A 25,278-nucleotide genomic window follows, 5' to 3' on the forward strand; every position below is an offset into this window, starting at 1 on the left:
AGACATTGATGGACAACAACGAGGACCGGCCGGGCGGCCCTCCCAACCAGCAGCCCGAGGAATCGAAGACCCCCGAGCCGTCGAGCGGCTTCGTCGTGAGTGGCGATCTGTCCGATGCTTTTGTCCCTCAATATCTGCCGGCGGACGCGACCTCGTCGTACATCCCGCCGTCTATCCCCGAGACAATCGTGCGGCCGGGGGAGGGCAAGCCCGGCGGCGAACTCACGGTTTCGCGCTGGGCGATTAGAGCGGAAGGCACCAAGACCGAAGACGAAATCGCGGGTGAGAATCTTTCGATCGTCGGACCGCGTTTCGAGTTGGATCGATTGATCGGTCGCGGCGGCATGGGCGAAGTCTGGGAAGCCCGTCAATTATCCCTTGGCCGAATCGTTGCCGTGAAGCGCGTTCGTCCGGACAAGTCCGAGGGCCCCGACGACGAGCGCATGCGCGTGATGAGCTTCCAGCAGGAAGCCGTCGTGACCGCCGCGCTCGAGCATCCCAACATCATCCCGGTGCATGACCTCGGGATAGATGATGCCGGCAAACCGCTGCTGGCGATGAAGCTGGTTCGCGGTCGGCCCTGGAGCGAGATCCTCAAGGCTGATCGAGAGAGCCTCGACCTGCCCGATTTCCTTGGAAAGCACATTCCCATCCTGATCGACGTTGCGGAGGCCGTGGCTTTCGCGCACTCGCAGGGCATCGTCCATCGCGACCTGAAGCCGAGTCAGGTGATGGTCGGCGACTTTGGCGAAGTGTTGCTCGTCGATTGGGGGCTGGCGCTGGATTACCGGCGCGACGATCAGGACGAGCAGCAGGAGGAGCCGATCCTCGACGAATTCCGTCAGTTGATTCCCTCGCGCAGTTCTGCATCGAGCCCATCCGGGACACCGGCCTACATGGCGCCGGAACAAACCCGGCCGCGGGCCGACGGCATCGGTCCCTGGACCGACGTATACCTGCTGGGCGGGACGTTGTACTATCTGCTGGCCGGTTCGCCGCCGCATCGGGCGCAGACTTCGGAGGTGGCTTTCCTGCGCGCTTCGATCGGGCAGATCGAACCGCCGGCGCAACGTGCGGGGACAAACAATCTGCCGGAAGAACTCGTTGCCCTTGCGATGCGAGCGCTTTCTCCACGCCCGGAACATCGCACGCCGAACGCCCTGGCATTTGTGGAAGGCCTGAAAGATTACCTGACTGGCGCGGGCAAGCGTCGCGAATCGCAGACGCTCGTGCAGCACGTGCGCGCCGCGTTGCGCACTGGTCTGCGCGACTACTCTTCGTTCAACGAGGCGCTGGTCGACCTGGATCGCGCCGGTACGTTGTGGCCGACGAATCCAGCGATCGCACCTCTGCGCAACGAGGGATTGGCCGCGTACGCGCGTGCGGCGCTCACGATGGGCGATCTCGTTCTGGCAGAAGTGCAGACCCGTCGATTGCCCGACGGTGAAGATCGTAAGCGCTTGTTGCAGGAAATTGCCGCGGCGCAGACGCGCGCTCATCGGCGCGAACGCCAGCGTCGCTATGCGCTGGCCGCAATCGCATTGCTGATGATTGTGGTGCTGGCCGCGATGATTATGGTGCAGCGCTCGCAAGCCGACAAACAACTGGCCGTCGAACGCGCCCTGCTGGCCCAGGAAAAGGAAAGCCAGGCAAACCGCACGGCTGAATTGCTCGAGCGCATCAACACGCTGCGGCGCGACGAGGAGGAACTGGCCTCCGAGATCGCTGCGGTGCTATCCGTCCCGACAGAAATTGATCCCGAGGGCAATATCGAAGCCGATGCACTCGACGAAGCAGCGATCGAACGGTTGCTCTCAAGGCGCGATGCGTTGCGAAAGACACGTGCCCAGTTGGAAGCATCTCCTGCGATCGGCGATCGCCTTGACCCGGAACCCTTCCCGCTCGTTCTGGCGGAAGCGAATCTCGCATTGGAGCGAGCGCAAACCACCGACGAATACAACGCCGCATTCGACCTTTACGAGCAGGCCCACAACGCTCGTTCGGATGCACCGGAGCCGCTCTCGGGAATGGGTGTTGCCGCCGCGCGCGCAGGCAATCTGACGCAGGCGACGAAGCTGCTGGCACAAGCGACTGCCGCGACGTCGTTGACGAAGGGCGAACGGCACAAGGAATACGCCGATGCGCTCGCCCGTGAAGGCGAAGCAAACCGGATGCTCGACGAGACGAGCCAGGAGTACTTGGACTACTATCGTCAGTCGTTGGAAGTGCTCGAACCGCAACTCTATGAAATGACGCAGGCGCTCTCCGATCGATACCATTCGCTGGGTGAACTGGAGAAGGCGCTGGCCGTCACGTCGCAATCTCTTGAACTGGCAAATGACTTGGGATTCTCCGACGACATCCAGGGCGCGGCGATCATGGAACGCCTCGGTTCCATTTACATCGCCAGGGGAGAGTTTGCCCGCGGTGTCGAATCCGCGCGCAAAGCCCTCCAGATTATGGACGACGCCGGGCTTCAGTCTCACAAAAACTACGGTTACACTGAACTGGATCTCGCGAGTGGCTTGATGTTGGTGGGGGAGTTGGATGAAGGCAGCGATGTTCTCGACAAAGCGCTGGCCGACATCGAAGCGAACCCGGACGTCACAGAACTGGAAAAGGCGATGGGCTACTTCAGCGCGGCCAATACACTGCTGAACGAAGGCTCGTTCGATCATGAACGGCCGGAACGATACATCCGCCGTTCGATCGAGGGGTACCAGAAGACGGTGGGAGATCGGCACCCGAAGACGGGCAAGGCGTATTCGCTGTTGGGCAGCAGCTTGTCCTACCAAGGAAACTACGAGGACGCCGAAGAGGCCTTCCTGAAGGCGCTCGATATTCTGGAACACAGCTATGGCCCGGATCACATGTTTACGGGAATCATGCACAACAATCTCTCGTCCAACTACATGGGACGAGAGATGTACCGCGAGGCGCTCTATCATCAGGCGCAATCACTGCGGATTCTGAAGCTTTGGTGGAAGAAGGATAATCCCGCCATCGGGATTCTTTACAACAACATCGCGTATGTGCTGTTCCACAATGGACAGATCGATGATTGCCGACTGATGTTCGTGGCCGCGATTCAGCACATCTGTCGCGTTCTCGGTGCCGACCATCCCAACGTGCGCCGTATGATGGCGAACTACTATGATGACATTCTGCCTCAATCACTGAACGAAAGAAGAACGGGTGCGGCCGAAGAGGCCCTGCACTTCGGCAGTTGGATTCTGGACTTTGACAACAACCGACATGGCTTTCCGCCGGACTACGTCGAGAGTCGACTCCTGAAGCGCTACGTCCAGATGACCTCCGCCACGCTTCAACTCGATCCACCGCAGCCCGACTGGGCGAAGAACCTTGTTCGCGAAGCCATTGTGATCGCAACGATCGCCGAGGTGGATCCCGACGATCACGACTATCGGGATCTGATGAATCGTGTTGCGGAGTTTGACCTCTCAGAAGACGCCGCGGACTTGATTCAACGCACGAACGACCTGCGTGGGGTCACCTATCCACCAACGCGGGACGACTTATCCGCCGAGGACTATCCGCGCACGCTCGATCGATTGGGTGTGGCGTTTGATTTACGAGAAGCCGCGGGACTCGATGAGTGGGAACCACAGGATCTGGAACCGAAAGGCGAAGAACTCGACCAGGCCGTCCAGGACATTCTGGACAGCCTGATCGCGACGGAACCGTCGAGGGATGAATAGGGTTGTCCTCGTTCAATCCTTCTGCTCGTACCAATCCTGTACGATTGCGTGTTCTTCTCGTGGTGGGCGGACGTAGCTGTGGTCGATCTTGCGCGCGGGCAGATCGATCGGACCGGGCATGATGTCCTTGTATTCAATCTGGCCGAGAATGTGGCGAATGCAGTTCAGGCGAGCGCGTTTCTTGTCGTCAGACTCGACGGTGTACCACGGCGCTTCGCGAATGTCCGTGTAGAAGAACATCTCGTCCTTGGCGCGGGAGTAATCCTCCCAACGGTCGCGCGAGCGAATATCCATTGGGCTCAATTTCCAGCGTTTCCGGATGTCGCGTGCACGGGCCTGGAAGCGCCGCTCCTGCTCTTCGTCGCTCACCGAGAACCAATATTTCAGCAGCACGATTCCGGAACGGACGAGCATGCGTTCGAACTCCGGACAGGACCGCAGGAACTCGCGGTATTCGCGATCCGTGCAGAAGCCCATGACGCGTTCCACGCCCGCGCGGTTGTACCAACTGCGATCGAACAGGACGATCTCGCCCGCGGCGGGCAGGTGTTGCACGTAGCGTTGGAAATACCACTGCGTGCGCTCGCGATCGCTCGGGACACTCAGGGCGACGACGCGCGCGCCACGAGGATTCAGGGGCTCGACGATGCGCTTGATCGTTCCACCCTTGCCGGCCGCATCGCGTCCTTCGAACAGGATCACAACGCGCAGGCCCTGGTCTTTCACCCAGTACTGCATCTTGACCAGTTCGGCGTGCAGATGGGCGAGTTCCTTCTCGTAGTCTTTCTTCTTCATCTTCTTGACGCGCTTCGGCTTTTCTTCGCTCGGCACCTTCTCCAACACCGCCCCCTTGCCGTTCGAGCCGGGATTCTTCTGCTTTCTGGCCTTTTTCGTCATGACGGGAGCCTCCGGTCAGAGTAACCAAATTCTGCCGCAGGGGAGGGCTATTGCTCAACCGGAAAAGCTCTCCCGCTCCAGGGCGTTCTCATTGTACCAATCTCTTCGTTGAACTGCGGTCGACTGGCCTGGTCGCGTACTTCAGCGCATCTTAGGGGGCGTCCAGGTGCTGCCTTTCTGCAACATACTCATCGACCGCATTCACGTACTTCTTCTTGTTGAGGTACCACTGGACGACGTCTTCGGTTTTCGAGTCGGCGAACAGATTGAGGATGAGATCGAAAACATCGCCACAGTCGGCCAGCACCCGGGCCTTTCGCCATTCCGTGCGTCGGCCCGCCAGGAATTCTGCCAACCAGATCAGAAGCGCGAGTTCGACGAACATCAGGCTGAAGCCATACGCGGCGGCATGGTTGACTAGGTGCGATAGGATAGCGCCGGATGCGCCGGCCATCCCTGACGCCAAACCCATCACGAATGCAAACTGGAACACAAACAGCGTGATGATCACAAACCCGGCCACAATCCAGGCCACCACGACGGCCGCATGCAGGGCTTCCCTTCGGAATCGTCGCCAGAAGGGGAACTTGAATTTCGCCTGCCAGAACATGACTTGCTTCTCCAGATAGGAGATCGATTGGTGCGTGTTCAGTTTCAACAATGCCCAGAAGAGGCGATAGGACAGAAACGCCGTCGCCGCCAGGAAGACAAACGTGTGCAGAGACAGAAGCCAACCGGGCCAGCCTTTCATCGACGTCAGGACAAAGGTAATGATCGATCCAACCGCAAAGAGAACACCGAAAAGCAACGACACAAGATGCGCGTCGCGTTGGCGCTCAAAGTAGATTGCCTTTGCGAAGTCCTCTCCGGAAATCCCGCACATCCAAAGCTCGAGCGCCGTCTTCTTCACAACGCCCTTCTCTACAAAGACATGCGATGCATAGCGTGGCGGCGCGCTTTCGTCCTCGGGAGTGCGCATCTTCCTCATGATGCGTCGGGTGAGCGATGAGACGATCCAAATAAGGAGCCACAGGGGCGGGCTCATGAGGAAAACGATCAGGAGCAGGGCACGCCAGATGACCGTCTTGTAGTCGGCGTGGGTCATCCAACCCCAGATCGAACGCATCCCCGTCCTGCGATAGTCGCGTCGCGAACGGAAAACATCCAGCAGGGGGCACGTGTCTGCTTCCGCAAGCAACGGATCGCGCCGCACCTGGTAAGGCCGAAAGAGCGGCCGACGCCGGAGTCGCTTCTCATCGTAGAATCGTTCGAAGAAATCTACCGCCATTCCGTGCTGCCTCCTGCGGCTGAGTGAATCAGGGCATCGATGTGGGACTGGGCGTGTACGGTGCTACGCATGGCCCCCGATCAGGAGGGCATCGCGCCGCAACTGAAAGGACCGGAACGGCGGCTTTAGAGTCTTGCCATCGTTCGCGTAGAATCTGTCGAAATCGGTGTTAGCCATCGCGCTCGCTCGCTCCCCAGTCCGCTCGATGAACAACTCTTTACCTGGAGGTCCCGAGGGGCTCCAACAGTTTTTCGCGCTTTCCCCTCGCGTCTCATCCATGTTGTCCTCACGATTCAGAACATCTGCTTCTGCGGAGGGATCAGCGATGAAGAAGTCCTTGGGCGCACATACACTGCTGCACCCGGTTCCGGTGTACCTGGTCGGGACCTACGATCTGGAGGGCCGTCCGAACATCATGACGGTTTCCTGGGGAGGCATTGTCTGCAGCCGTCCGCCTTGCGCGGCCGTTTCGCTCACCAAGCGGCGTCATTCCTTCGAGGGGATGGAGCATAACAAGGAATTCACCATCAGCGTTCCGTCCGTCGACCAGGCAAAAGCGGCGGATTTCGCCGGTCTCTTCAGCGGCCGTGACGTCGACAAGTTCGCCAAGGCCGGCCTGACGCCCGTGCGCAGCGAGCATGTCAACGCGCCGTATGTCGACGAGTGCCCGCTCGTTCTCGAATGCCGCCTGCTACGCACCATCGAGCTCGGCCTGCACACGCAGTTCATCGGAGAGATTCTCGACGTAAAGGCCGACGAAAGCGTTCTTGCTCCGGACGGAATGCCCGACATCGAGAAGCTGCGCCCGTTCATCTACGCGATCGGCACGAAGACCTACCACGCCATCGGCGATCCGATCGGCAAAGCCTTCGAGATGGGCAAGGAACTGGGCGAGTAGCAGCTTATCAATAACGATCCAGGCAAAGATCCGCGGGCGTTTGGAACCAGACGTCGCTCCGAACCAAGGTGCGGCCGGCGTTCTTCTCCAGCGGATCGCCGATCAGCCAGTGCAGCGGCCACCGCGGGCGCAGGCGCTCGAAGCCGTATTCGATCAGCTTCTGCGACCAGGGGGCGCTGATCACGGACCAGTACAGATCGCGTTCGCGCTCGCGGGCCATCTTCTGCAGCGCCAGAACCATTCTGTCGGCTTCCAGAATTGGCGCCGCAAAATCCTCCACATGCAATTCCGGCCCGCTGACACCGGGGACTTCGCTGATGACGGCATAGGCGTCCAGCGGCGAGTTGTCCCGGCTGGCGTAGATCTCAAACTCGCGGAACGGTCCGGCGAAATGCCACGTCAAGTGGTCGGGGCGCCTCAGGCTGAAGACCTTTCGCTCGCTGACCAGTCCATGGTTCAGGTCCTCGACCGCCGGCGGGAACTCGTGGATGCGTTCGAGATCGAAGGGCAGGCTCTTCATGGCGCCGCCTTTGCCGGCTTTCGCGGGACGAAAGCAGAAGCGCTCGATGTAGCCGGCCAGTTCGAAACGTTCGAGTTCCAGGAGCGGTGACAAGGCCGGCGGCGCACCGCCGACCAGCGTGACGACTGCCTGCCCGGCAGCCTCCAGAATCATTGCATGCACCGTGCGCCCCGCATCCTGATCCGGGTCGGCGACGATGTCGTGCATCACTTGGGCATCCAGGAATCCGTGGTCCACGTGCAGTTGAATCGGCCGCAATCCCATGAAGCCGACGGGCTGGTCGTCCTCATCCAGGGCGACAAAGGGGACGCTCGGATAATCGGCCGGAGCTTCGGGCGAATAGGCGCGCAACCAGCGATTGGGTTCGACGGGCAAACCCATCCGGGCGAACAGAGCGGTTACGCCCTCCTCGTACTCCTCCGTTGCTGGTTCGAGCCGAATAGCCATGTCTGGAAAACCTTCGGCCCCGCCCGCCTCCGCAAAGAGGTTCCCGGGCGGGGCCGTGGAAAGCGGTCAGATGGTGGGGCTCAGCGCAAGCGAGCGGGCAGAACTTCGTTCTTCGCCACGGAGAACACCGCGACGCCCTTGTCATTGCGCACCAGGAACGACGCCATGTCGTCCAGCACGATGATCTCATCGTAGCCGGCCGAGGTCAGCGGAATCTCGCCGATCCTCACGTTCACGGCGGTTCCATCGCTGGTGTCGACGCGGAAAACGATCAGGGCGGCCGTCGTGGCAACCAGGTAGACGTTGTCCTTGCCGAAGGGAATGACTTCTTCGACCGAGACGCCGGACTGGCGGGGGACGATCTGGTCGACCGCTAGCAGCGAGTAATTGGTTGTTGTATCATCGTCCGTCGAGGACTGGGCATCGACCGGGCCGGCTCCGAAGTGCGCCAGCGCCAGCAGCAGAATTCCCAACAAACCAATGGCGCCGGCCAAAGACCGGACGGGGGGAGTGATTCTCTCTTTCCACATAGGAAGGAAGCCTCCATCGAAATGCGCCGCAACGCCAGCGGGCCAGTTTCCGAGCCTCGCGCCGCGGCGGTTGGGGTGTCAACGGCGATGAGAAGGCGCGATTCCGGGACAGCCGGTCTCTCATTGCCGCCCCTTCCACGGCCTGACCGCATTGCAGAGCGGAAATTCATTGACGGAGGCTTTCGTTGTGAGGCATTGTGATGTCTCGAAGGCCCGCCCTTCGTTTACGATATCAAAACATCTTTGGGGAGAGGAGGTTCCGAGAGACTCGAAGCGAGCCTGCCCTTTTGGCATGACCCGAGGCAGTCCTGCCGGAATACAGGCTTGGTCCGATTGGTTCGCGATTTGACCGCGAACTCACCCCCCGCTCGCAAATGCGCAACAGTTGGAGTCAAGAATACATCCCAGTCGGGAGTATTGGTCCGCCTGTTGCAATTGCGAGAATGCAGAGCACGACAATTTCCCCCGCACCCGATCCGATACCCCCTTCGGGAGCCCGTAGATGAGAACTCTGCTGATTGCTTGTATTGCCTGCCTGGCGCTGGCAGGCGTTGCCGTACCCGCCTCAGCCCAGCCCAGCTTTGCCGACGACCCGCCTTGGGTCGATCCACCGCGTCGTGTGGAATCTGAACCACCTCACGCGGCCAATCTCTCCAGTATGAACAAGAAGGACCCTGATTCTTCGACGGTCACGGCCATCGTGGAAATCCGAACCCGTGAGCCCCAGCGGCTCTTGCGTCTGGCCACCCCGGCTGTAGAAGCGGTTGGCGGAACCGCCGAAATCATCCAGTGGGCCAATCGCGAAAACACCGATGACGTCGCTATCGAGGTCATCGCCAACGAAGAACGCATGCTTGAAATTATTGCCACGGTTCAGTCCCTGGACCGGGAAGCAACCGAGGCGGATGGGGATGAGGAATTTCAGGCTCGGGTGATCCCCGAGACCGATGAGTCCATTCCTCAAGTGCATTTCTTCGAGGGAGACTTGACCGAAATGGCCGAGCTCCGTCCGATCCTGCCCGAGCCGATCGATCCCGCACCGCGGCTCGACCAGGTGGAGATTATTCACTCCAACTTCTCGACCAATGATCTTTACACGGAACCGCCCCAGGCGGAGCGGCTTGTGACCCCGACGGCGACATCCATCTGACGCCTCACAGGCCTCCTGAACTTGCAAACAACCGCGCCCCGGCAGCCTGCAAGCTGACCGTCGGGGCGCGTTTCCATCTGTCGCACCTGTGGGATTTCTCTGGTCAGACGGACCCTCCCAAGCCATAACCTGACCATCCTTTTCGGAAGCTCAGATCGATGTTCGAAGCGCGTGCCCGCGTCCGCGGGTTCCTTCATGATCGCCTGCCCGGCCTCTACAAGCGGCGCATTCGCGCGGCCGCGCTCTCCGGCAATGATCCTCGGTTCGAACCGGAGATCCGAATCGTTCGGCGACTCGTCCAGCGGGGAAGCTCCTTCCTGGACGTCGGCGCCAATACCGGGATTTACAGCATCGTCGTGGAGGATTTGCTCGGGGCGCGAAACGTCTACAGTATCGAACCGGGCGAATCGGCGTTCAAGGAACTGGCTCGGTTGCGAACGCCCGCCCGAGCTTACCAACTAGCGATCTCGGACAAGGAAGGGACGGCCCGATTGCACATCCCGCGAATCAACGGGGAGTTGGTTGGCACACGTGCGTCGCTATCTGCCGATTCTGGCGAGACTCAGATCGTGCAACTGATGACGATCGATCGATTCGTCGAGCGCGAAGTGAAAGCCGCCGTCGGCTTCATCAAGATCGACGTCGAGGGGCACGAGGACCAGGTCCTCGCGGGCGCCGCGGAGACGCTTGCCCGATGTCGCCCCGCTCTCCTCGTCGAAATCGAGCAACGGCATCACGAGGAGCCGCTGGCCGATTGTTTCGCCCGCCTCGCGGAGGATGGCTACCGGGCGCACTACTTCGAACCTGACGATCGGCGTATTCATCCCGTCTCGGAATTCGATCTGGAACGCGACCAGGCGTCCGAAGATGGGGGACGTTGGATCAATGATTTCTTCCTTCTCCCGGAAGAGCGGGAAGAAGAATTCCTACGCCGCGCGCAGTCCTGAAAAGACAACGGGCGACTCCGAAGAGCCGCCCGATATCGTGTTCATCAATGCTTGCTTCGATTACTTGATTCCGCGGGCCTGGCGACGTGCCTGGATCAACAGAGGCATGCCGTAGATTTCGATGAAACCTTCGGCCTTCGACTGATCGTACTCGTCGTCCGCTTCGTAGGTCGACAGCTTGCGGTCGTAGAGCGAGTTCGGCGACTTGCGCGCGATCGGACGAACGCTGCCCTTGAACAGGCGCAGGGTCACTTGGCCACTGATCACCTCTTCCGACTTCTGGATGAACGCCAGCAGCGCCTCGCGCAGCGGGCTGTACCACATGCCGTTGTAGATGATGTCGATGAAGCGCAGGTCCACGACTTCCTTGAAGCGGTGGCTGTCCTTGTCGAGCGCCAGCGTTTCGATCTCGCGGTGTCCCTGGATCAGCATGATCGCCGCCGGGGCCTCGTAGACTTCGCGGCTCTTGATGCCGACCAGGCGATTCTCGATCACGTCGATACGGCCGACGCCGTGGCGGAAGCCGATCTCGTTCAGTTTCTCGATGATCGCGCGCGCCTTCATCTTCTTGCCGTTCAGCGACACGGGCACGCCGTGGCGATAGCCGATGGTGACGTCCTCATGCTTGTCCGGAGCCGTCAGCGGATTGGTCGTGTCCTGGAAAGCCTCTTCCGGAGCGATGTTCCAGGGATCTTCCAACTCGCCGCATTCGATCGCGCAGCCGTACAGATTCTTGTCGATCGAGAAGGGCTTCTCGCGAGAGATCGGCAGGTGAATGCCGCGGGCCTCGGCGTAGGCAAACTCATCGTCGCGGCACTTCATCTCCCACTCGCGCAGTGGTGCAACCACGCGCAACTGAGGCGCGAGGGCTTTGACGGTAAATTCGAAGCGGCATTGGTCGTTGCCCTTGCCGGTACAGCCGTGCGCGACCGCATCGGCGCCTTCGGCGAGCGCGATGTCGATCATGTGCTTTGCGATCAACGGGCGGCCGAGGGCAGTGTGCATCGGGTAGCGCCCTTCGTAGAGCGCGTTGGCCTGGATGGCCGGCGTGATGAAATCGTTGACGAACTCGTCGCGCAGATCGCGGACGATGCACTTGGCCGCGCCTGTGTCGCGCGCCTTCTTCTTCAGCGCCGTCCAGTCGCCGCCCTGACCCAGGTCCGCAGCGAAGGCGATGACCTCGCAGCCGTAGTTTTCGCGAAGCCACGGAATCATGACGGACGTATCGAGTCCGCCGCTGTAGGCCAACACGACCTTCTTGACGCCACGACGGTGGGGGAGAAGCTCCTCCTGCGTGGGGTTCTTGATCTTCAACTTCGCAGACTTGCCGCCGGGCTCATAGCTGACCTTCGGCTGGACCTTCTTGGGGGCGCTTTTTTTCTTTGCCAATTTACGTATCACTCCTCGGATAGCATTGCGTGTCGCACCGTGCGCCCCTGTCGCTCAGAATCAAGCGGAATCGCACAGATGACGCGGAAACCACGGTCCATTTGGACCACGGATTGCACGGAGGACACGGATGGGAGAGAGGATTGGTTCGCTCACAATCTCATGATAGCATGAATGATAAAGGCGACCAGATGTAGTAATCTCCCACAAGGGCGCCGAGACAAAGAGCCGCAGAGTCCATCAAGGTCCAGAACGCCTCATCGTATCTTCGGCGACAGGCGAAGACGATTGCCACGATGAACATCGAGAGCCCCAGGAAATATAGGAAGTCCGAAACGAGCCACAGTCTTCCCCGAAGTCCTGTGCTCGGCAGTAGCGCTAGTGTCCCTAGAAAGGAAAGGGACTGGAGGATAAGGACCCAAATCCTGGGGGTCTTCTTCATCCGTGCCCTCAGAGAAATCCGTGGTTACTGAATGCCCCGTCCGATCAGGTTCGCATTCACCGGCTTGATGCCCATTTCGCGCGCCCATACGGAGAGTTGCCCCATGTGGTGGATTTCGTGGGCCGCCGCGTGGCGCAGGATCTCACCGTGCGTGAATGTCACCATTGTGCCATCGTCATCCGGAAGCTCCAGCGTGCAGTTCTCCTGCTCCGACTGCCAGTCGTCGAAGAACGCGAGGACCTCCGCGTGCAATCGTTCCGACAGCGCCTCGACCTTTTCTAACGACGCGAAGTCCTCGAACGGCTCAGAGAAATCCGGCTCTTGCTGCAGGATACGGATCCAACTGTATTCCACATCCACCACATGGAACAGCGTCGCCAGAATCCCACCGCGCCCCCCGGTCCGAGGCGCCAGCAACTCGGATTCCGAAACCGCCCGGCACCACTCGAACCACTCGCGCCGGACCTGCCAATTGTATTCGAAAAGTTTGAAGATTGCGCCCGCACGGCAGATGCCCGCAAGCCGCTCGCAGACGACTCGCCATTGGTAGCCATCTGAGCCCAGCGGTGGAAACAGGCTGCAGTATTTCGCGAAACGCTCCAGGGCCTGGCGTTGTACTTCGGTGAATGCCACAGGTTCGTCCTCGCCCGAGAGCAAGACGCGCAAGCTCCCATCGCGAAGCAAAACTACCGTGCTCTGCTCCAATCGCATCTGGAGATCGTCGAGTGCCTCTTCGGGCACTTCCGAGCCCGCCAGCAGTTGGTCCAGCGTCACTAGGGCCGCGCATCCCACCAGCCACGGAAGAACGCCCGGAGCCTCGTACATCGACGGAAAGCCGCCCCGCGTGACTTCGTGTGCGCGGGCGACCTCTTCGCCAGTCAGGGCGAATGCGGCGGCGATTTCCTCGCGGAGTCCCTCGATCTGCTCACGAAAAGGATCCATTCAGTCGCTCCTGCTCGGTGGCAATCATCGTACAATCCGTTTCCATTCCAGCTTTGCTTTCTTGAAATTCACCAGCAGGCCCAGCTTCAAGTCCGTTATCGCCAGGTACCCCAGCATTTGTGCGATGTGCTCGTCGTGAAACCCGGTCACGACCTTGGGGTCCACGACTACCAAGTCGTCCACGATCATGTCCGGAATCAAGCGGCCGATGTGGCGGCCCTTGTAGAGAACTTCGAACACCGCTTGCTGATCCACCTTGTGGCCCCGCTCCTCCAACTCGAGGACCATCGCGTTCTCGTAGAGCTTCTCGTCCAGCCCGGGCCGGAGCGTGTTCAACACCTCCATGCCTGCGCCGATGATCGCCTCGCTGATCTCGGCATGTATCATGACATTCCTCCAACCACAGATTTCACAGAGCGCACGGATTGGGAGTCAGCCCCATACGCTCTCGTAATGGCTTGAGATAGTAAAAAATCGAAAATGAAAAGAAGTCGAGCAGAAAGGCTCGATCACGAGCACGAAACCTCCCATCCGTGCCATCCGAGAAATCCGTGGTTCTTACGCGTCGAAAACCACCTGGAGGTCGGTTCCGTCGATCTGGTCGAGGGCGTCCATCAGCGGGCGGAGGGTGGCGTCGGCTTCGTTCAGCGCCGCCAGGACTTCCTCGTCTTCGGCGTACTGGCGGGCGAGCAGACCGAGGAAGCCGAGGTTCAGGCCGATGAATGCGGTGGCCAGCGGGGCCTCGTCAGGACCCAGCGCGCCGTCGCGGAAGATGAGCCGGCCCCAGAACGCGCGGATGTTCTCTTCGAAGACCACTGGGTCGATCTGCAGGGCTCGCAGATCCTCGGCGTCTTCGGGCGCTTCCGTTTCGATGATCTGCTGGGCGGCCTGATTCATGAACTCGACGTAGCCGCCGAACGCGGCCAGGTTCTCCGCCTTCTCCTCCGTCGTGTACTTGCCGAACCACTCGAAGACCTGCCCGGTCGTGAACGCGACGTCCTCCGAGCCGTCCTCGCGGCGAATATCGAAGTTATCGACCAAATAGGGGAAGAACTGGCCCATCAGGCTGCAGAGATTGTAAAAGCCCGCGATATTCGCGAACTCCTCCATCTGCTGAGGCTCCTCGGCATCCGGGGTCAAAATTCCAAAATCGATACCCATGGGCAGTGCTCCTCCGGCGGAAATCGCCCGGGCTGTGTGCCGAGCGGGCTCCAGGCGAGGCCCCACGCGCCCCGCGAAGCAAGCGAAACATCGCCCGCCCGGTCGACGCTCAGGAATCGGTCGGGAAATCCGGCCCCTGGGACCTGGCGGCAACCCGGGGCGGGGAAACCTCAATCGGGGCAAGACACACATGTAAACGGCCTCTCTGGTAAAGCGATTTAGGGCCTGTGCGGCAGCATGTTTGACCGTTCCAACGTGAAGTTCCTGTCAGATCGTTTCCTCGGGGGAAGTTTCCGCTTGCGCGACAGACAATCCTGGGCGACCCTAACACTTGATCTCCCGAGGAGTGCGTTCTTTTGTAATAGACGCAAGTCGATCCAGCCCCACCGGCGGCGTGTTCGCGACACAAAGTCGGGCGTTTTTCCCCGGGAGAGTAGCACCAGACGCAACGGATCGACGACAGCGAGGGCCCCTCGAGCCAGGCATTCGTGCTGCCCGCACGGCTGCCGTGCCCCGGCATCTTCCGCCCGAAGATGCGTTTTGGGGCAAGATTTCCTCGACACGGCCCATCGCTTGAGACACACTTCACCCCTTAGCCCAATGTGTTAAGGGTGGAAAACCAATCGGAGGTGCCGGTCGCCAAAAGCCATTCGATCACGAACACCGCAGGTGATCTTAAGGAATTTCCCGGGAGGCCGACCCCCTTCCGCACCGCAGTACCGGCCCCATGCGTGGGCCGCTCCAAATCAAACTAGGAGTTTGGTGGATGAAGAAGAATCTTAGAAAAGTACTGGGACTCGGCCTCGTTCTCGGCCTGGGTACCATGGGCTTTGCCCAATCAGTGTTCATCAACGAGCTTCACTATGATAACACTGGCACAGACACCGGTGAAGGCGCAGAAGTCGCCGGCCCCGCCGGCACCGACCTGACCGGCTGGAGCCTCGTTCCGTACAACGGCAACGGTGGCGGCCTGTATTCCTCAACCGCCCTTTCGGGCACAATTCCTGACGAAGGCTCCGGATACGGCGCCATCTGGTTCAACATCGGTGGCCTGCAGAACGGCTCCCCCGACGGCATCGTTCTCGTGGACGCCTCTGGAACCAACGTTGTCCATCTTCTGAGCTACGAAGGCTCCTTCGCCGCAGCCGACGGTCCGGCCAATGGCCAGACCCTGCCCGACATGGGCGTTTCCGAATCCGGCTCCGACCCCGTCGGCTACACCTTGCAGTTGACCGGCACGGGCACCACTCTGGGCGATTTCGCCTGGCAAGCACCGTCTGCCGGCAGCCCCGGCACCATCAACAGTGGCCAGACATTCGGCACTCCAGTCATCAAGGCAGTCGTCGGTGACGACCCTGGCATTGGCAACTGGACTCCCTCTGCTGCCGCAGACATGGTTCAGGTCGGCGACTTCTACACGACGACCGTCACCCTTGCCGGCACCGGCGGTGGTGAATTCAAGGTTCTACTCGACAAGGCCGCGGAATGGGGCGGCGGCGACGTGCTGGGCAACAACGCCCGCAGCTATACCGCGATCAACCCCTATAGTGGCCCGGTTACCTTCAACGCCGACCTGAGCGACACGTCGGGCGACGGCTGGATTCCTGGCACCGCGTCGGTCTCCTGCTCCCTCTACGAGTCGGTTCCGTTCATCGTTGTTGGCGCCGTGCAGTCTGAGTTTGGCGGATCCGATTGGAATCCGGACGATCTGACCACCCTCATGCATGACGACGGCCTTAATGGCGACGCAGTTGCCAGCGACAACATCTTCACCTTCTCCGGCATCCCCTCGGGGCCGCTGACCGCTGCCGACGAGTGGAAGATCGTCTCGGTCGTCGATGGTGGCAACGCCTGGACCGACGAGTATCAGTTCGGTAATGATGGCGCTACCCTCAGCCCGCCGAACATCGCGGGCGTCACCGCTTCGACAGTCGACACGGTCACCTTCGAGCTCGACCTGACCTCCGGCCGCGTTCGCGCGACCGTCGTTGCCGGCACGGTTGATCCGGTTCTCGACACGGCCTTCACGACCGGCACGCTCGACACCGAGATCTACGCCAGCTTCGGTGCCCTTGCTACCTCCGGTGGCGAGACCACCCCGAGCAACTGGTCCTTCGACGACGCTTCCGGCGCGGCGGTTTCCTCCGTCAACGACCTCGGTGGCGGCGCTTACCTGCTGACCATGGACACCGCGATGAGCGGCGACCTGACCAGCGACACGCTGACCTTCGATAACGGCGCCGAAGCCGCGACCTCCGCCAACCTGTACGGCGGCATCGTCGGCCTCGACACGCTCCGCGCGGCCGTCATGGCCGACCCGGATTACAGCGCTCTGAACCTTGGCCTCGACGGCGCGCTGATCACCGTTGACGGCTGGGTGATTGAGAACCTCCTCGACGACTACGGCGACGACAACATCACCATCCAGAATGGTGCCTTCGGTATCGTCTGCCGCGACTACTCCGCGTTCGATCTTCCTGCCGCTGTGACCATGGGCAACGAGATCCTGTTCGTTGGTGAAGTCGACGAGTACAACGGCCTTCTGCAGATCGCGACCGGCAGCGTTGGCCTCATCGCCGACCTCGGCGCGACCCGTCGTGCGGTTCCGCCGGCCAACGTCCTCGACGCTGGCACGGCCCTTGGCGCCGACTACGAAGCGGCTGAGAGCACGATGACCGTCCTCTCCGGCCTGACCTTCGACGATACCGGCCTCTTCACCGTCTCCGGCGGCGGCTCCAACTGGACCGTCAACGGCGGCATCACCCTGCTTGCCGTCCGTCTAGATGGCGACGTCAGTGGCGAGTTCGACGGCCAGGCCATTCCTGGCGGCCCGGGCACGATCACCGGCATCATCGGCCAGTACGACAACGGCGCTCCGCGCACCTCCGGCTACCAGACGTTCCCGCTGACCTACAGCGCGCTGAACTTCCCGTTCGCCGGTGTTGACGACTGGATGATCCTGAACGACTAATCGTCAAACCTGACAACATCGACTTCCTGCCCCCCGGCTCACGCCGGGGGGCAGGTTCTTTAACGCACTTCCCGCTTGGCCACTACGCCCGGGAGCGCACACGTTGAATTCACGATGAAGCACAAACCACCGCCGCCCATTCTCTTCCTCTCTAAAGCCATCCGGTGGGTCCTGATCGTCCTCGTGAGAGGGTATCAGTACTCCCTCGGCTTTGTGCTGGGCGGTCAGTGCCGTTTCTATCCGTCGTGCAGCAACTACGCTCTCGACGCGCTGCGTTCCAAGCCGGCGTGGAAGGCTGTCGGGATGATCGTCTGGCGCATCGCCAGGTGCCAGCCGCTGTGCAAGGGCGGCTGGGATCCGGTGAAGCGCGAGCCCCAGGACGAGTGGTATCGCATCGGCCCGCCGCCGGATGATGAGGACGACGAACCAACCTGTTGTTGACACTGTTCCCCCGCCTCTCGCAGCAGTTCGGTCAGGTCTACCCACACACTGAATTCAATCCCCGAAGGACGGAAAGACATGATCAAGCGCGCTTTTGGACTCTTCTTCCTGCTGACACTGACAGTCGGTCTGACGACCGGTTGCGGCGTCATCTACTCGACACAGAAGTACGGCTCGCCGCAATCGCAGCGGGTCTCGAAAGACGCCACCAAGGCCGAGGTATTCGCCAATCTCGGCGTTCCCAACTCGATCTACAAGGGCGCAAACGGCGAGGTCTTCTGCTACAAGTACCAGGATGGCGTGAACATCCTCGGCCTCTATGCGAAGGTCTCACGCACCGACACGATCATCGTCATGGACGAGGACGGCATCGTGCAGTTCGTCGGCGATGTCCCGATGGGCCAGGGCATGACGATCCTCGCGTCGCCGATGCTCGACGCCACGCACCCGGTCCACACGACCGAGTTGAACTTCGATCCGGAGAACTGGGATCTGGAGTCGTCGTTGGAAATGGAAGAGTAATTCTTCCGAGGGCTTCCACGGAAATCGATTGGCCGGCTCCGAATGGGGCCGGCCATCTTCTTATGGAGCGGGTGGTTGGAGGCGAGCGTCAGTAGACGAACCAGCCGCTCTGGGCGGCGACGATGACGGGGACTTCAGCATCACGAACCGGGCGCACGAAGTTGTAGATGCGGATGACATCGCCCTGGGGGCCGAAGCCGTACGGGTAGTCCGCCGGATCGCCGGTCTTGGGGTCGCTGCGTTGTGCGCCGGCGCCGTGGACATCCATCAGGGTGTAGCTGCCTGAATCGGGCGGCTCTTCCATCCAGCCCAGGGCTTCGCCAAAGGCAACGTAAGAACCGTGATCACCGGTTTCATTTTCGACGTGTGTGGTGCCGCTCCAGTAGAAGGGATAATCTGTTCCGCCGCCTTCATCGGTGATGGGTGTGACGTTGAACATCGGATCGATGGCGGCCGAGTTTGTCGCCTGGGGCGAGCGCGAGTAGTCGAGGAGGCTGTGGAGTTCTTTCACGTTCGGCAGGCGCCAGTCGTTGTGCCCCAGGTAGTTCGAAGCGTTGAGTTGTTCAACGTAAGCGAGCGCCTCTTCCCAGTTCTTGCCGGACGCGCTGTCGTCTTTCGGCCACATGAGAGCCGTCGCGCGATCGGTAATTGTGCCGTCATCGTTGTCGACGAAATCGTTTGTGCCGTAGTCGGTGTTTCCGCGCACGCAGCGGACGTAGAAGAGTTTGTCTTCGCCGGTTCCGGGGTTGGTGAGGCCGTAGCCCTTGATGCGACCATCGGCAAAGTTGACGCCGAAGTCGGTTGTGCTGCCCGGGTACTGTGGCGTGTTTCCCTCCATTGTCAGTCCGGTGTAAATCGATGTTGTGGCCCACTGGGAATCGATCATGCGCTCGCCGGCGTTTTCATCCCCGAATGCAAAATCGAAGAAGTCTTCGTCGAGATAGGGCTTCGATGTTTCGGTGGTTGTGCCGGTATAGCCGGTGAAGTCCATCAGCGAGTAGAGTTCTTTGATCGATGGCAGGCGCCAGTCGTTGTGCCCCGCGAAGTTCATCGCGTTGAGCGTTGCCGGGTAGCTCATCGCATCTTCCCACGAGAGCTTGTCGTCGACATCGATGTCGTTGTCGCCATCAAGGTCGGCGTCCTTCACCCATTCCAGACGTGTGACGTGATCGAAGACAGTGAGGCCGTCGTCGCTGATGGAGTAGCTCGGCGGCCAGCCGTCGATCTGCGCGTCCTGGCCGTAGAAGGGTTGGCCGACGGTCGGGGGCGTGATCTCGGTCATGGAATTGTAGCAGGTCGACTGGTTTGTATCGACGATCGGGTAGGGGATTGTGGGAGGAGAGAGGACTGTCAGGGTGGCTTCGGCGGACGTTGCATCTCCGAAGGCGTTCGAGACAACGCATCGATATGTCGCGGCATCGGCGGCGGAGGTGTCTGTGATCGGGTACGTCGATTCGATCGCGCCGGGAATGTTCGTCTGGTTTTTTTGCCATTGGTATTCGAGGGTTCCATCGCCGAGGGCCGCGACGGAGAATTTCGCTGTGGCTCCCTCGACGATCGAGCGCGTGACGGGATCGGCCGTGATCGTTGGCGGGCTGTTGGCAGCGCCGGTGACCGTGAAGCCGTTGGCTTTCGAGAAGACGACGTTTCCGCTGGGGCCGCCGAAAGTCACGGTGGCGTCCTTTGTGCCCGGAGTTTCGCCGGCAGGGATGTTGAAGAGCGCGGACACGTTGTAGGTATCGACGCGTGTGACGTTCGTGCCGGAGATCGTGCCAATGGCGGCTCCGACGAGGGGCGCATCAATCGGGGGCGGCGGGGGCGTTTCCGTCAGCGTGTACGTGACGGTGAGCGCGCTTGTTCCGGCCTGCGCGGAATCGGGGGTTACGGTTGCGACTCCTTCCCCAAGTGCGGTCGCGGCGATGAGCAGCATTGCTGCCTGCATCGAATACACAAACCAGCGTCCAGTGCGAATCATGGTCCGGGCTCCTATCTGGTTTCGGTGCGTCTGGGGATGGAGTAAGCGAGAAGTGTGCGACCGATTGATTTGCTGATTTCATTGTGGTTACGTGGAACATGCATCGGACCTGGTACGTTATGGTGCGGACTTCTGATCAGGCAGTGTCCTCTGTAGTGCGCCTCTGGTGGTAATGGTTTTTGCAGAATCCTGACAATTTCTAACAATTAATCGTTGGGTATTGCGAAAAATACAGAATATAGCCTGGACAAGGCCCACAATTAATGATTTTTCAAGGAACGGGCGTAAGACTAATTGTTTTCTGGGTACCGTAACGATTTTGGAGGAAGTGTTTGTGGGCGCAATGGCCAGATCCAAACCTGTGGGTTACGAGGAGCTGATCCAGCGCTTCGAGTTGAATGTGATCCCCAATTGGCACCGGTCGAGTGTTTCTGATGGTTCGCGGCGCGTCGTGCAGAGTGGCGATTCCGTGATCGAAGAGTTCCCGTTCGCGTACTGGCCGGGCGACACGGTGGGCGACCACCTGGAGTTTGCGCTGAAGTATGATGGGGTGAATCTGGGGATTCTCGCGGCGATTTTCGACGTCATCGATCCCTTGGACATCGTTACCTATGTGCAGTCGAAGCCGACGGGCCAGTATTCCCGCCGGATTTGGTTTCTGTACGAGTTCCTCACCGAGAAGCTGCTTCCTCTCGATAACGTGACGCAGGGGAACTACGTGGATCTGCTGGAGCGACGGAAGTACTATGTTACGGAGCCTGGCGATCGCGTCAGGCGGCAACGCATCCGCAATAACCTGCTGGGCGATTCCCGGTTCTGTCCAATCGTTCGGCGGACGAAGAGGCTATCGAAATTCGAATCGATGGATCTTTCGACCAGAGGGCGTGAGGTCGTTTCTCAATACTCCGCGGAGATGCTGCATCGCGCGCTCGATTACCTGTACACCAAGGAGACGCGGTCGTCGTATGAGATCGAACGGATTCGACCGGATTCCTCGCGGACACAGCGCTTCGTTGCGCTGCTTCGACTCGCCGAGAAGGAAGACTTCTGTGAGAAGGATCGACTCATCGAGCTTCAAGGAAGGACCGTCGATCCACGGTTTGCTGAATCCGATTACCGAACGACTCAGAATTACGTCGCAGAGTCCATACCTTGGGCTTCCCCCAGAGTACACTACGTGTGTCCCAAGCCCGAGGATCTTGATTTTTTGATGGATGGAATGTTTGCGACTCATCGTCGGATTGAGAGTTCAAAGATCAACGCAGTGATTCACGCTGCAATCATTGCTTATGGCTTTGTCTTTCTGCATCCATTCGAAGATGGAAACGGCCGTATCCATCGCTTCCTGATACACAATATCCTGGCTCGATGCGGATTCAGCCCGCCGGGAATTATGTTTCCCGTTTCGGCGGCGATGTTGAATCACCTGGCGCAGTATGATGCTTCGCTCGAGTCGTTCTCTCGTCCATTGCTATCCATTCTGGAATACAACCTCGACGACAATGGTCGGATGAACGTCATTGGAGAAACGAGAGATCATTATCGCTTCCTGGATTTCACGAACCAGGCGGAGGCACTCTTTGAATTCGTCCAAGTGACGATCGAGAAGGAGTTGATCGAGGAACTGAAGTTTCTCTCAAACTACGACACGGCAAAGAGAGCAGTTCAACAGATCGTCGATCTTCCCGATCGGCAGATCGACTTGTTCATTCGGATTTGCCTGCAAAATGACGGACATCTTTCGGCAAGAAAGAAGGAAAGCCATTTTGTACTCCTGACGGATGACGAGATCGCGCAGATGGAAGAGGCCGTGCGTCGCGTCTATCTATCAGAAGAATAGCAGTCATGAGGCAAGGCACGGCGGCGATGACCCTTGATTCGTTTGCGGGGGCGTGGTGGGGTTGGATTGGCCGAGTGGGAGCGGCGGTGGGATGATTCGGATGCGTGGCGGGATGATTGGGGCGTTGGCGCTGGCGCCGGGGGCGGTGTGGGCATGCGGCGTCTGCACGCAATCCTTAGCTCAATATCATATCCCCGGGATCCTGGGGGTCTTTTACACGTTCGTGGCGTGGAAGATTGTCCACACGGTCCTTCTCTGGATGGGCAAGCTGCCGATTCTGGAGGAGCCGTTTGGCCGCGTCATTCGTCTGGGGTCACGCGCCGGATTGATCGTGCTCGCGATCGTCCTTTTCCCGATGACGGGCTACATCGGTCTGCTTGCAATCTTCATCTATTTGTTTGTGATGTTTGCCGTCTCGCTCGTCCAGGATCGAGCCAAGGAGGGGCGGTGGCACCGTGGAGGCATCGCGATGCTGGCGAGCGTCCTGATCGTCTCCATGTCGATCGTCGTCATTGATGCGGCGCGACGAACGCAGATGACTCCGCTGGATAAATACTTCGCCTACGTGTCCCCGGGGTCGGGGCCGGCTAGGTCGCTTGCGCAGGATTTAGCGCGTGGCCCCGTTGACCACGAGCGTCTTCGGATTGCGTTCGAACGCGGCGGCGATGAGCGGTCGCTGGCGATTGATGTCTTGCGCGAGCATTCGAATCGGAATGATTTGCTCCTTTTCCGGGATGCAATCTCTCTGTTGCCGGACGAGATGCTCGATGCTTCGAGCAGTATTATGGATGCCTACAAGTTTCAATACTGGCTGAACCAATTCGACGTGCCGTGGGAGAAGATGGAATCGATCGATGAGTTGCTGGTGTGGATCGATACCAATGTAGAGCAAACGCCGTAGCGGTCAGCGGACGCCGCCGAAGCGGCGGTCGCGCTGCTGGTAGGCTTCGAGGGCTTCGAGGAAGTGGATGCGCCGGAAGTCGGGCCACAACACGGGCATGCTGAGGTATTCGGTATACGCGATCTGCCAAAGCAGGAAGTTACTGACGCGCATTTCGCCCGATGTGCGAAGCAAAAGCTCGGGTTCGGGCAATTCGGGTTGATACAAATGACGCGCGAAGACGTCGGGGTCGATGTCTTCGGGTTTCATTTCTCCGGCGGCGACGCGTTCGGCGATGGCGCGCGTGGCGTCGACGATTTCATTCCGCCCGCCGTAATTGAGCGCGAGGTTCAGCACGAGACCGGTGTTGCTGGAGGTGACTTCGATCGTGTTGGCGAGTTTCTTCTGGGCGCTGGCCGGAAGCGCGTCGATGCGGCCGCTGGCAACGAGTCGTACGTTGTTGTCGTTGAGCTCGGGGATTTCTTTGACGAGGAAGCGTTCGAGGAGCTTCATCAACGCGGTGACTTCGCGCTTGGGGCGGCTCCAGTTTTCGCTGGAGAAGGCGTAGAGCGTGAGCGCGTCGAGCTGGAGCTGGGCGGCGGTGCGTGTCGCCGCGCGGACGGCTTCGATGCCGGCGCGATGTCCGTCGATGCGTTCCGGCAGTGAGTGGGAGCGTGCCCAACGGCCGTTGCCGTCCATGATGATCGCCACGTGGCGCGGCAGGCTCTCGAGGCGCAGCCGTGCGAAGACCGCCAGCTCTTCGGGAGAGACGGGTTCGAGCAGGCGAGGTTTGTCGTGGCGGGTTTGTTGGGACACTGGGGCTCCGGAGGGGAAAGCAGTGGCGAGTAAGCAGAAAGGCGGTAGCTGGCAGATGATTGGAGATCGTCTGCCAGCCATCCGTCGCCTTTGCTTTCTCAGACTTCCATGATTTCGGCTTCTTTGCCTTTCAGCTTTTCGTCGATCTTTTTGATATAGTCATTGGTCAGGGTCTGGATCTCGTCGTGGGCATCGCGGCCGGCGTCTTCGCCGATGGCGTGGTCTTTTTCCAGCTTCTTGACGTCGTCATTGGCGTGCTTGCGGACGTGGCGGACGGCAACGCGGGCTTCTTCGGCCATGTGGGCGGCGACTTTGCAGAGTTCTTTGCGGCGCTCTTCGGTCAGGGCCGGAATGTTGATGCGGATGGCGACGCCATCATTGTTGGGATTGAAGCCGAGGTTGGCGGCGATGATCGCGCGCTCGATGCCGGCCAACTGACTCTTGTCCCAGGGGCTGATCTGAATGGTGCGGGCGTCAGGGGTGGTGATGTTGGCCATCTGGTTGATGGGCATGGCTTGGCCGTAGGCTTCGACTTCGACTTGATCGACGAGGCCGGGGTTGGCGCGGCCGGTGCGCACGGTATGAAATTCATCATCCAGCGCGCGAAGGGCGCCCTTCATCTTCGCCTCGGCGGTATCGTAGACAGTCTTGGTTTCGGGTATCAGGGTCATCGTTGTCTCACTCCTTGGTAACCTTTGTTCCGATGTCGCCGTGGCATGCCACGCGGTGCGTGTTGCCAGGGACCTTCAGATTATACACCACAATGGGGACGTCATTGTCGCGGCACAAGGCTAGAGCGGCCCCGTCCATCACACCGAGATTCTCTCGCATGGCACGGCTGTAGCTGCACGTGGGGAGGAACTCTGCGTTGGGGTCCTTGTTGGGGTCCGCGGTATAGACGCCGTCGACCTTGGTGCCTTTGAGGAGCGCATCGGCGTCGAGTTCGTTGGCGCGCAGTGCGGCAGCGCTGTCTGTCGTGAAGAAGGGGTTGCCGGTGCCGCCGCCGAAGATGACGACGCGGCCTTTCTCCAGGTGACGAATGGCACGGCGGCGGATGTAGGGCTCGGCCACGTCGGCCATGGGGATGGCGGTCATCGTGCGCGTCTGGACGCCCATGTGCTCGAGAGCGTCCTGGAGCATGAGGGCGTTGATGACGGTGGCGAGCATGCCGACCTGGTCGGCGACGGCGCGTTTCATGTCGCGGGCGGCTTCGCTGTTGCCGCGGAAAATATTCCCGCCACCAATAACAACGCCGACCTGGATACCCAGATCGGCGACGCTTTTGATTTCCCGGGCGATGAACAGGACCGATTCGCGGTCCAGTCCGAAGGCTTCTTTCCCCTTCATCATTTCGCCGCTGAGTTTGAGGATCACTCGTTGGTATTGGGCCATCGCTGCGGCGGGTGAGACTTCCGACTTCGAAATCACTTCCATCGTGTCGTCCCTTCCGGCGCCCGGGGGCGCAGAGGCTTTGGTTCGCGGGGTCAGGGATACAACCGGATA

General features: G+C 60.1%; 21 protein-coding genes. 9 read left to right on the top strand and 12 right to left on the bottom strand.

The window, feature by feature from the left end; genetic code table 11:
* Positions 1–8: 8 nt before the first annotated feature.
* A complete protein-coding gene (locus KQI84_09120) occupies positions 9–3,719 on the top strand; it encodes a tetratricopeptide repeat protein (protein MCB2155035.1) in 3,711 nt (1,236 codons plus the stop codon).
* A gap of 12 nt (positions 3,720–3,731) precedes the next feature.
* Here KQI84_09120 and ppk2 read toward each other — a convergent pair whose 3' ends face one another.
* Entirely contained in the window at positions 3,732–4,616 is an 885-nt protein-coding gene (ppk2, locus tag KQI84_09125; GenBank protein ID MCB2155036.1) for a polyphosphate kinase 2, read from the bottom strand.
* 151 nt (positions 4,617–4,767) lie between these two features.
* Positions 4,768–5,904 carry a hypothetical protein gene (locus KQI84_09130; protein MCB2155037.1) on the bottom strand — a complete coding sequence of 379 codons (1,137 nt, stop codon included), beginning with the start codon at positions 5,902–5,904 and terminating at the stop codon, positions 4,768–4,770.
* Between the two features lie 325 nt (positions 5,905–6,229).
* Here KQI84_09130 and KQI84_09135 point away from each other — a divergent pair, with 325 nt between their 5' ends.
* On the top strand, positions 6,230–6,802 hold the full coding sequence (locus KQI84_09135; GenBank protein ID MCB2155038.1) for a flavin reductase family protein: 573 nt from the start codon (positions 6,230–6,232) through the stop codon (positions 6,800–6,802).
* Between the two features lie 7 nt (positions 6,803–6,809).
* Here the strand turns inward: KQI84_09135 and KQI84_09140 are convergent, their stop codons facing one another.
* A complete protein-coding gene (locus KQI84_09140; GenBank protein ID MCB2155039.1) occupies positions 6,810–7,769 on the bottom strand; it encodes a hypothetical protein in 960 nt (319 codons plus the stop codon).
* Positions 7,770–7,849: 80 nt separating this feature from the next.
* Positions 7,850–8,299, bottom strand: a complete 450-nt coding sequence (locus tag KQI84_09145) for a hypothetical protein (GenBank protein MCB2155040.1) — start codon at positions 8,297–8,299, stop codon at positions 7,850–7,852.
* Between the two features lie 502 nt (positions 8,300–8,801).
* On the opposite strand from KQI84_09145, the gene KQI84_09150 reads away from it, so the two are divergent.
* Complete coding sequence (locus KQI84_09150) at positions 8,802–9,449, top strand: hypothetical protein (protein MCB2155041.1); 648 nt, start codon at positions 8,802–8,804, stop codon at positions 9,447–9,449.
* 158 nt (positions 9,450–9,607) lie between these two features.
* Positions 9,608–10,396 (top strand): FkbM family methyltransferase, encoded by a 789-nt coding sequence (locus KQI84_09155; GenBank protein MCB2155042.1) that lies wholly within the window; start codon positions 9,608–9,610, stop codon positions 10,394–10,396.
* A gap of 60 nt (positions 10,397–10,456) precedes the next feature.
* Here the strand turns inward: KQI84_09155 and KQI84_09160 are convergent, their stop codons facing one another.
* The 4 genes from KQI84_09160 to KQI84_09175 form a co-directional block, all read right to left on the bottom strand.
* Entirely contained in the window at positions 10,457–11,704 is a 1,248-nt protein-coding gene (locus KQI84_09160) for an argininosuccinate synthase (GenBank protein ID MCB2155043.1), read from the bottom strand.
* 547 nt (positions 11,705–12,251) lie between these two features.
* Entirely contained in the window at positions 12,252–12,722 is a 471-nt protein-coding gene (locus tag KQI84_09165; protein MCB2155044.1) for a DinB family protein, read from the bottom strand.
* Between the two features lie 471 nt (positions 12,723–13,193).
* A complete protein-coding gene (locus KQI84_09170) occupies positions 13,194–13,556 on the bottom strand; it encodes a GxxExxY protein (GenBank protein ID MCB2155045.1) in 363 nt (120 codons plus the stop codon).
* Between the two features lie 171 nt (positions 13,557–13,727).
* On the bottom strand, positions 13,728–14,330 hold the full coding sequence (locus tag KQI84_09175; GenBank protein MCB2155046.1) for a hypothetical protein: 603 nt from the start codon (positions 14,328–14,330) through the stop codon (positions 13,728–13,730).
* Between the two features lie 766 nt (positions 14,331–15,096).
* Here KQI84_09175 and KQI84_09180 point away from each other — a divergent pair.
* The 3 genes from KQI84_09180 to KQI84_09190 all read left to right on the top strand — a co-directional run bounded on the left by KQI84_09180 (position 15,097) and on the right by KQI84_09190 (position 18,264).
* A complete protein-coding gene (locus tag KQI84_09180; protein ID MCB2155047.1) occupies positions 15,097–17,301 on the top strand; it encodes a hypothetical protein in 2,205 nt (734 codons plus the stop codon).
* A 159-nt stretch (positions 17,302–17,460) separates the two neighbouring features.
* Positions 17,461–17,742: a membrane protein insertion efficiency factor YidD gene (yidD, locus tag KQI84_09185; protein ID MCB2155048.1), complete on the top strand. Its 282-nt coding sequence runs from the start codon at positions 17,461–17,463 to the stop codon at positions 17,740–17,742.
* 78 nt (positions 17,743–17,820) lie between these two features.
* Positions 17,821–18,264, top strand: coding sequence for a hypothetical protein (locus KQI84_09190; protein ID MCB2155049.1), 444 nt, complete (start codon positions 17,821–17,823; stop codon positions 18,262–18,264).
* A gap of 88 nt (positions 18,265–18,352) precedes the next feature.
* On the opposite strand, the gene KQI84_09195 is transcribed toward KQI84_09190, so the two are convergent.
* A complete protein-coding gene (locus KQI84_09195) occupies positions 18,353–20,239 on the bottom strand; it encodes a DUF1566 domain-containing protein (protein MCB2155050.1) in 1,887 nt (628 codons plus the stop codon).
* 343 nt (positions 20,240–20,582) lie between these two features.
* Here KQI84_09195 and KQI84_09200 point away from each other — a divergent pair, with 343 nt between their 5' ends.
* Together KQI84_09200 and KQI84_09205 are read left to right on the top strand one after the other, a co-directional pair.
* Complete coding sequence (locus tag KQI84_09200; protein MCB2155051.1) at positions 20,583–22,079, top strand: Fic family protein; 1,497 nt, start codon at positions 20,583–20,585, stop codon at positions 22,077–22,079.
* Positions 22,080–22,170: 91 nt separating this feature from the next.
* Positions 22,171–22,980 (top strand): hypothetical protein, encoded by an 810-nt coding sequence (locus KQI84_09205; GenBank protein ID MCB2155052.1) that lies wholly within the window; start codon positions 22,171–22,173, stop codon positions 22,978–22,980.
* A gap of 3 nt (positions 22,981–22,983) precedes the next feature.
* On the opposite strand, the gene KQI84_09210 is transcribed toward KQI84_09205, so the two are convergent.
* The 3 genes from KQI84_09210 to pyrH are packed head-to-tail and all read right to left on the bottom strand — an operon-like array spanning position 22,984 to position 25,167.
* Positions 22,984–23,856, bottom strand: a complete 873-nt coding sequence (locus tag KQI84_09210) for an isoprenyl transferase (protein ID MCB2155053.1) — start codon at positions 23,854–23,856, stop codon at positions 22,984–22,986.
* Between the two features lie 17 nt (positions 23,857–23,873).
* A complete protein-coding gene (frr, locus tag KQI84_09215; GenBank protein ID MCB2155054.1) occupies positions 23,874–24,446 on the bottom strand; it encodes a ribosome recycling factor in 573 nt (190 codons plus the stop codon).
* Between the two features lie 7 nt (positions 24,447–24,453).
* Positions 24,454–25,167, bottom strand: a complete 714-nt coding sequence (gene pyrH / locus KQI84_09220) for a UMP kinase (GenBank protein ID MCB2155055.1) — start codon at positions 25,165–25,167, stop codon at positions 24,454–24,456.
* Between the last annotated feature and the right edge of the window lie 111 nt (positions 25,168–25,278).

The organism is bacterium, assembly GCA_020444065.1.
Lineage (GTDB): Bacteria > Sumerlaeota > Sumerlaeia > SLMS01 > JAHLLQ01 > JAHLLQ01.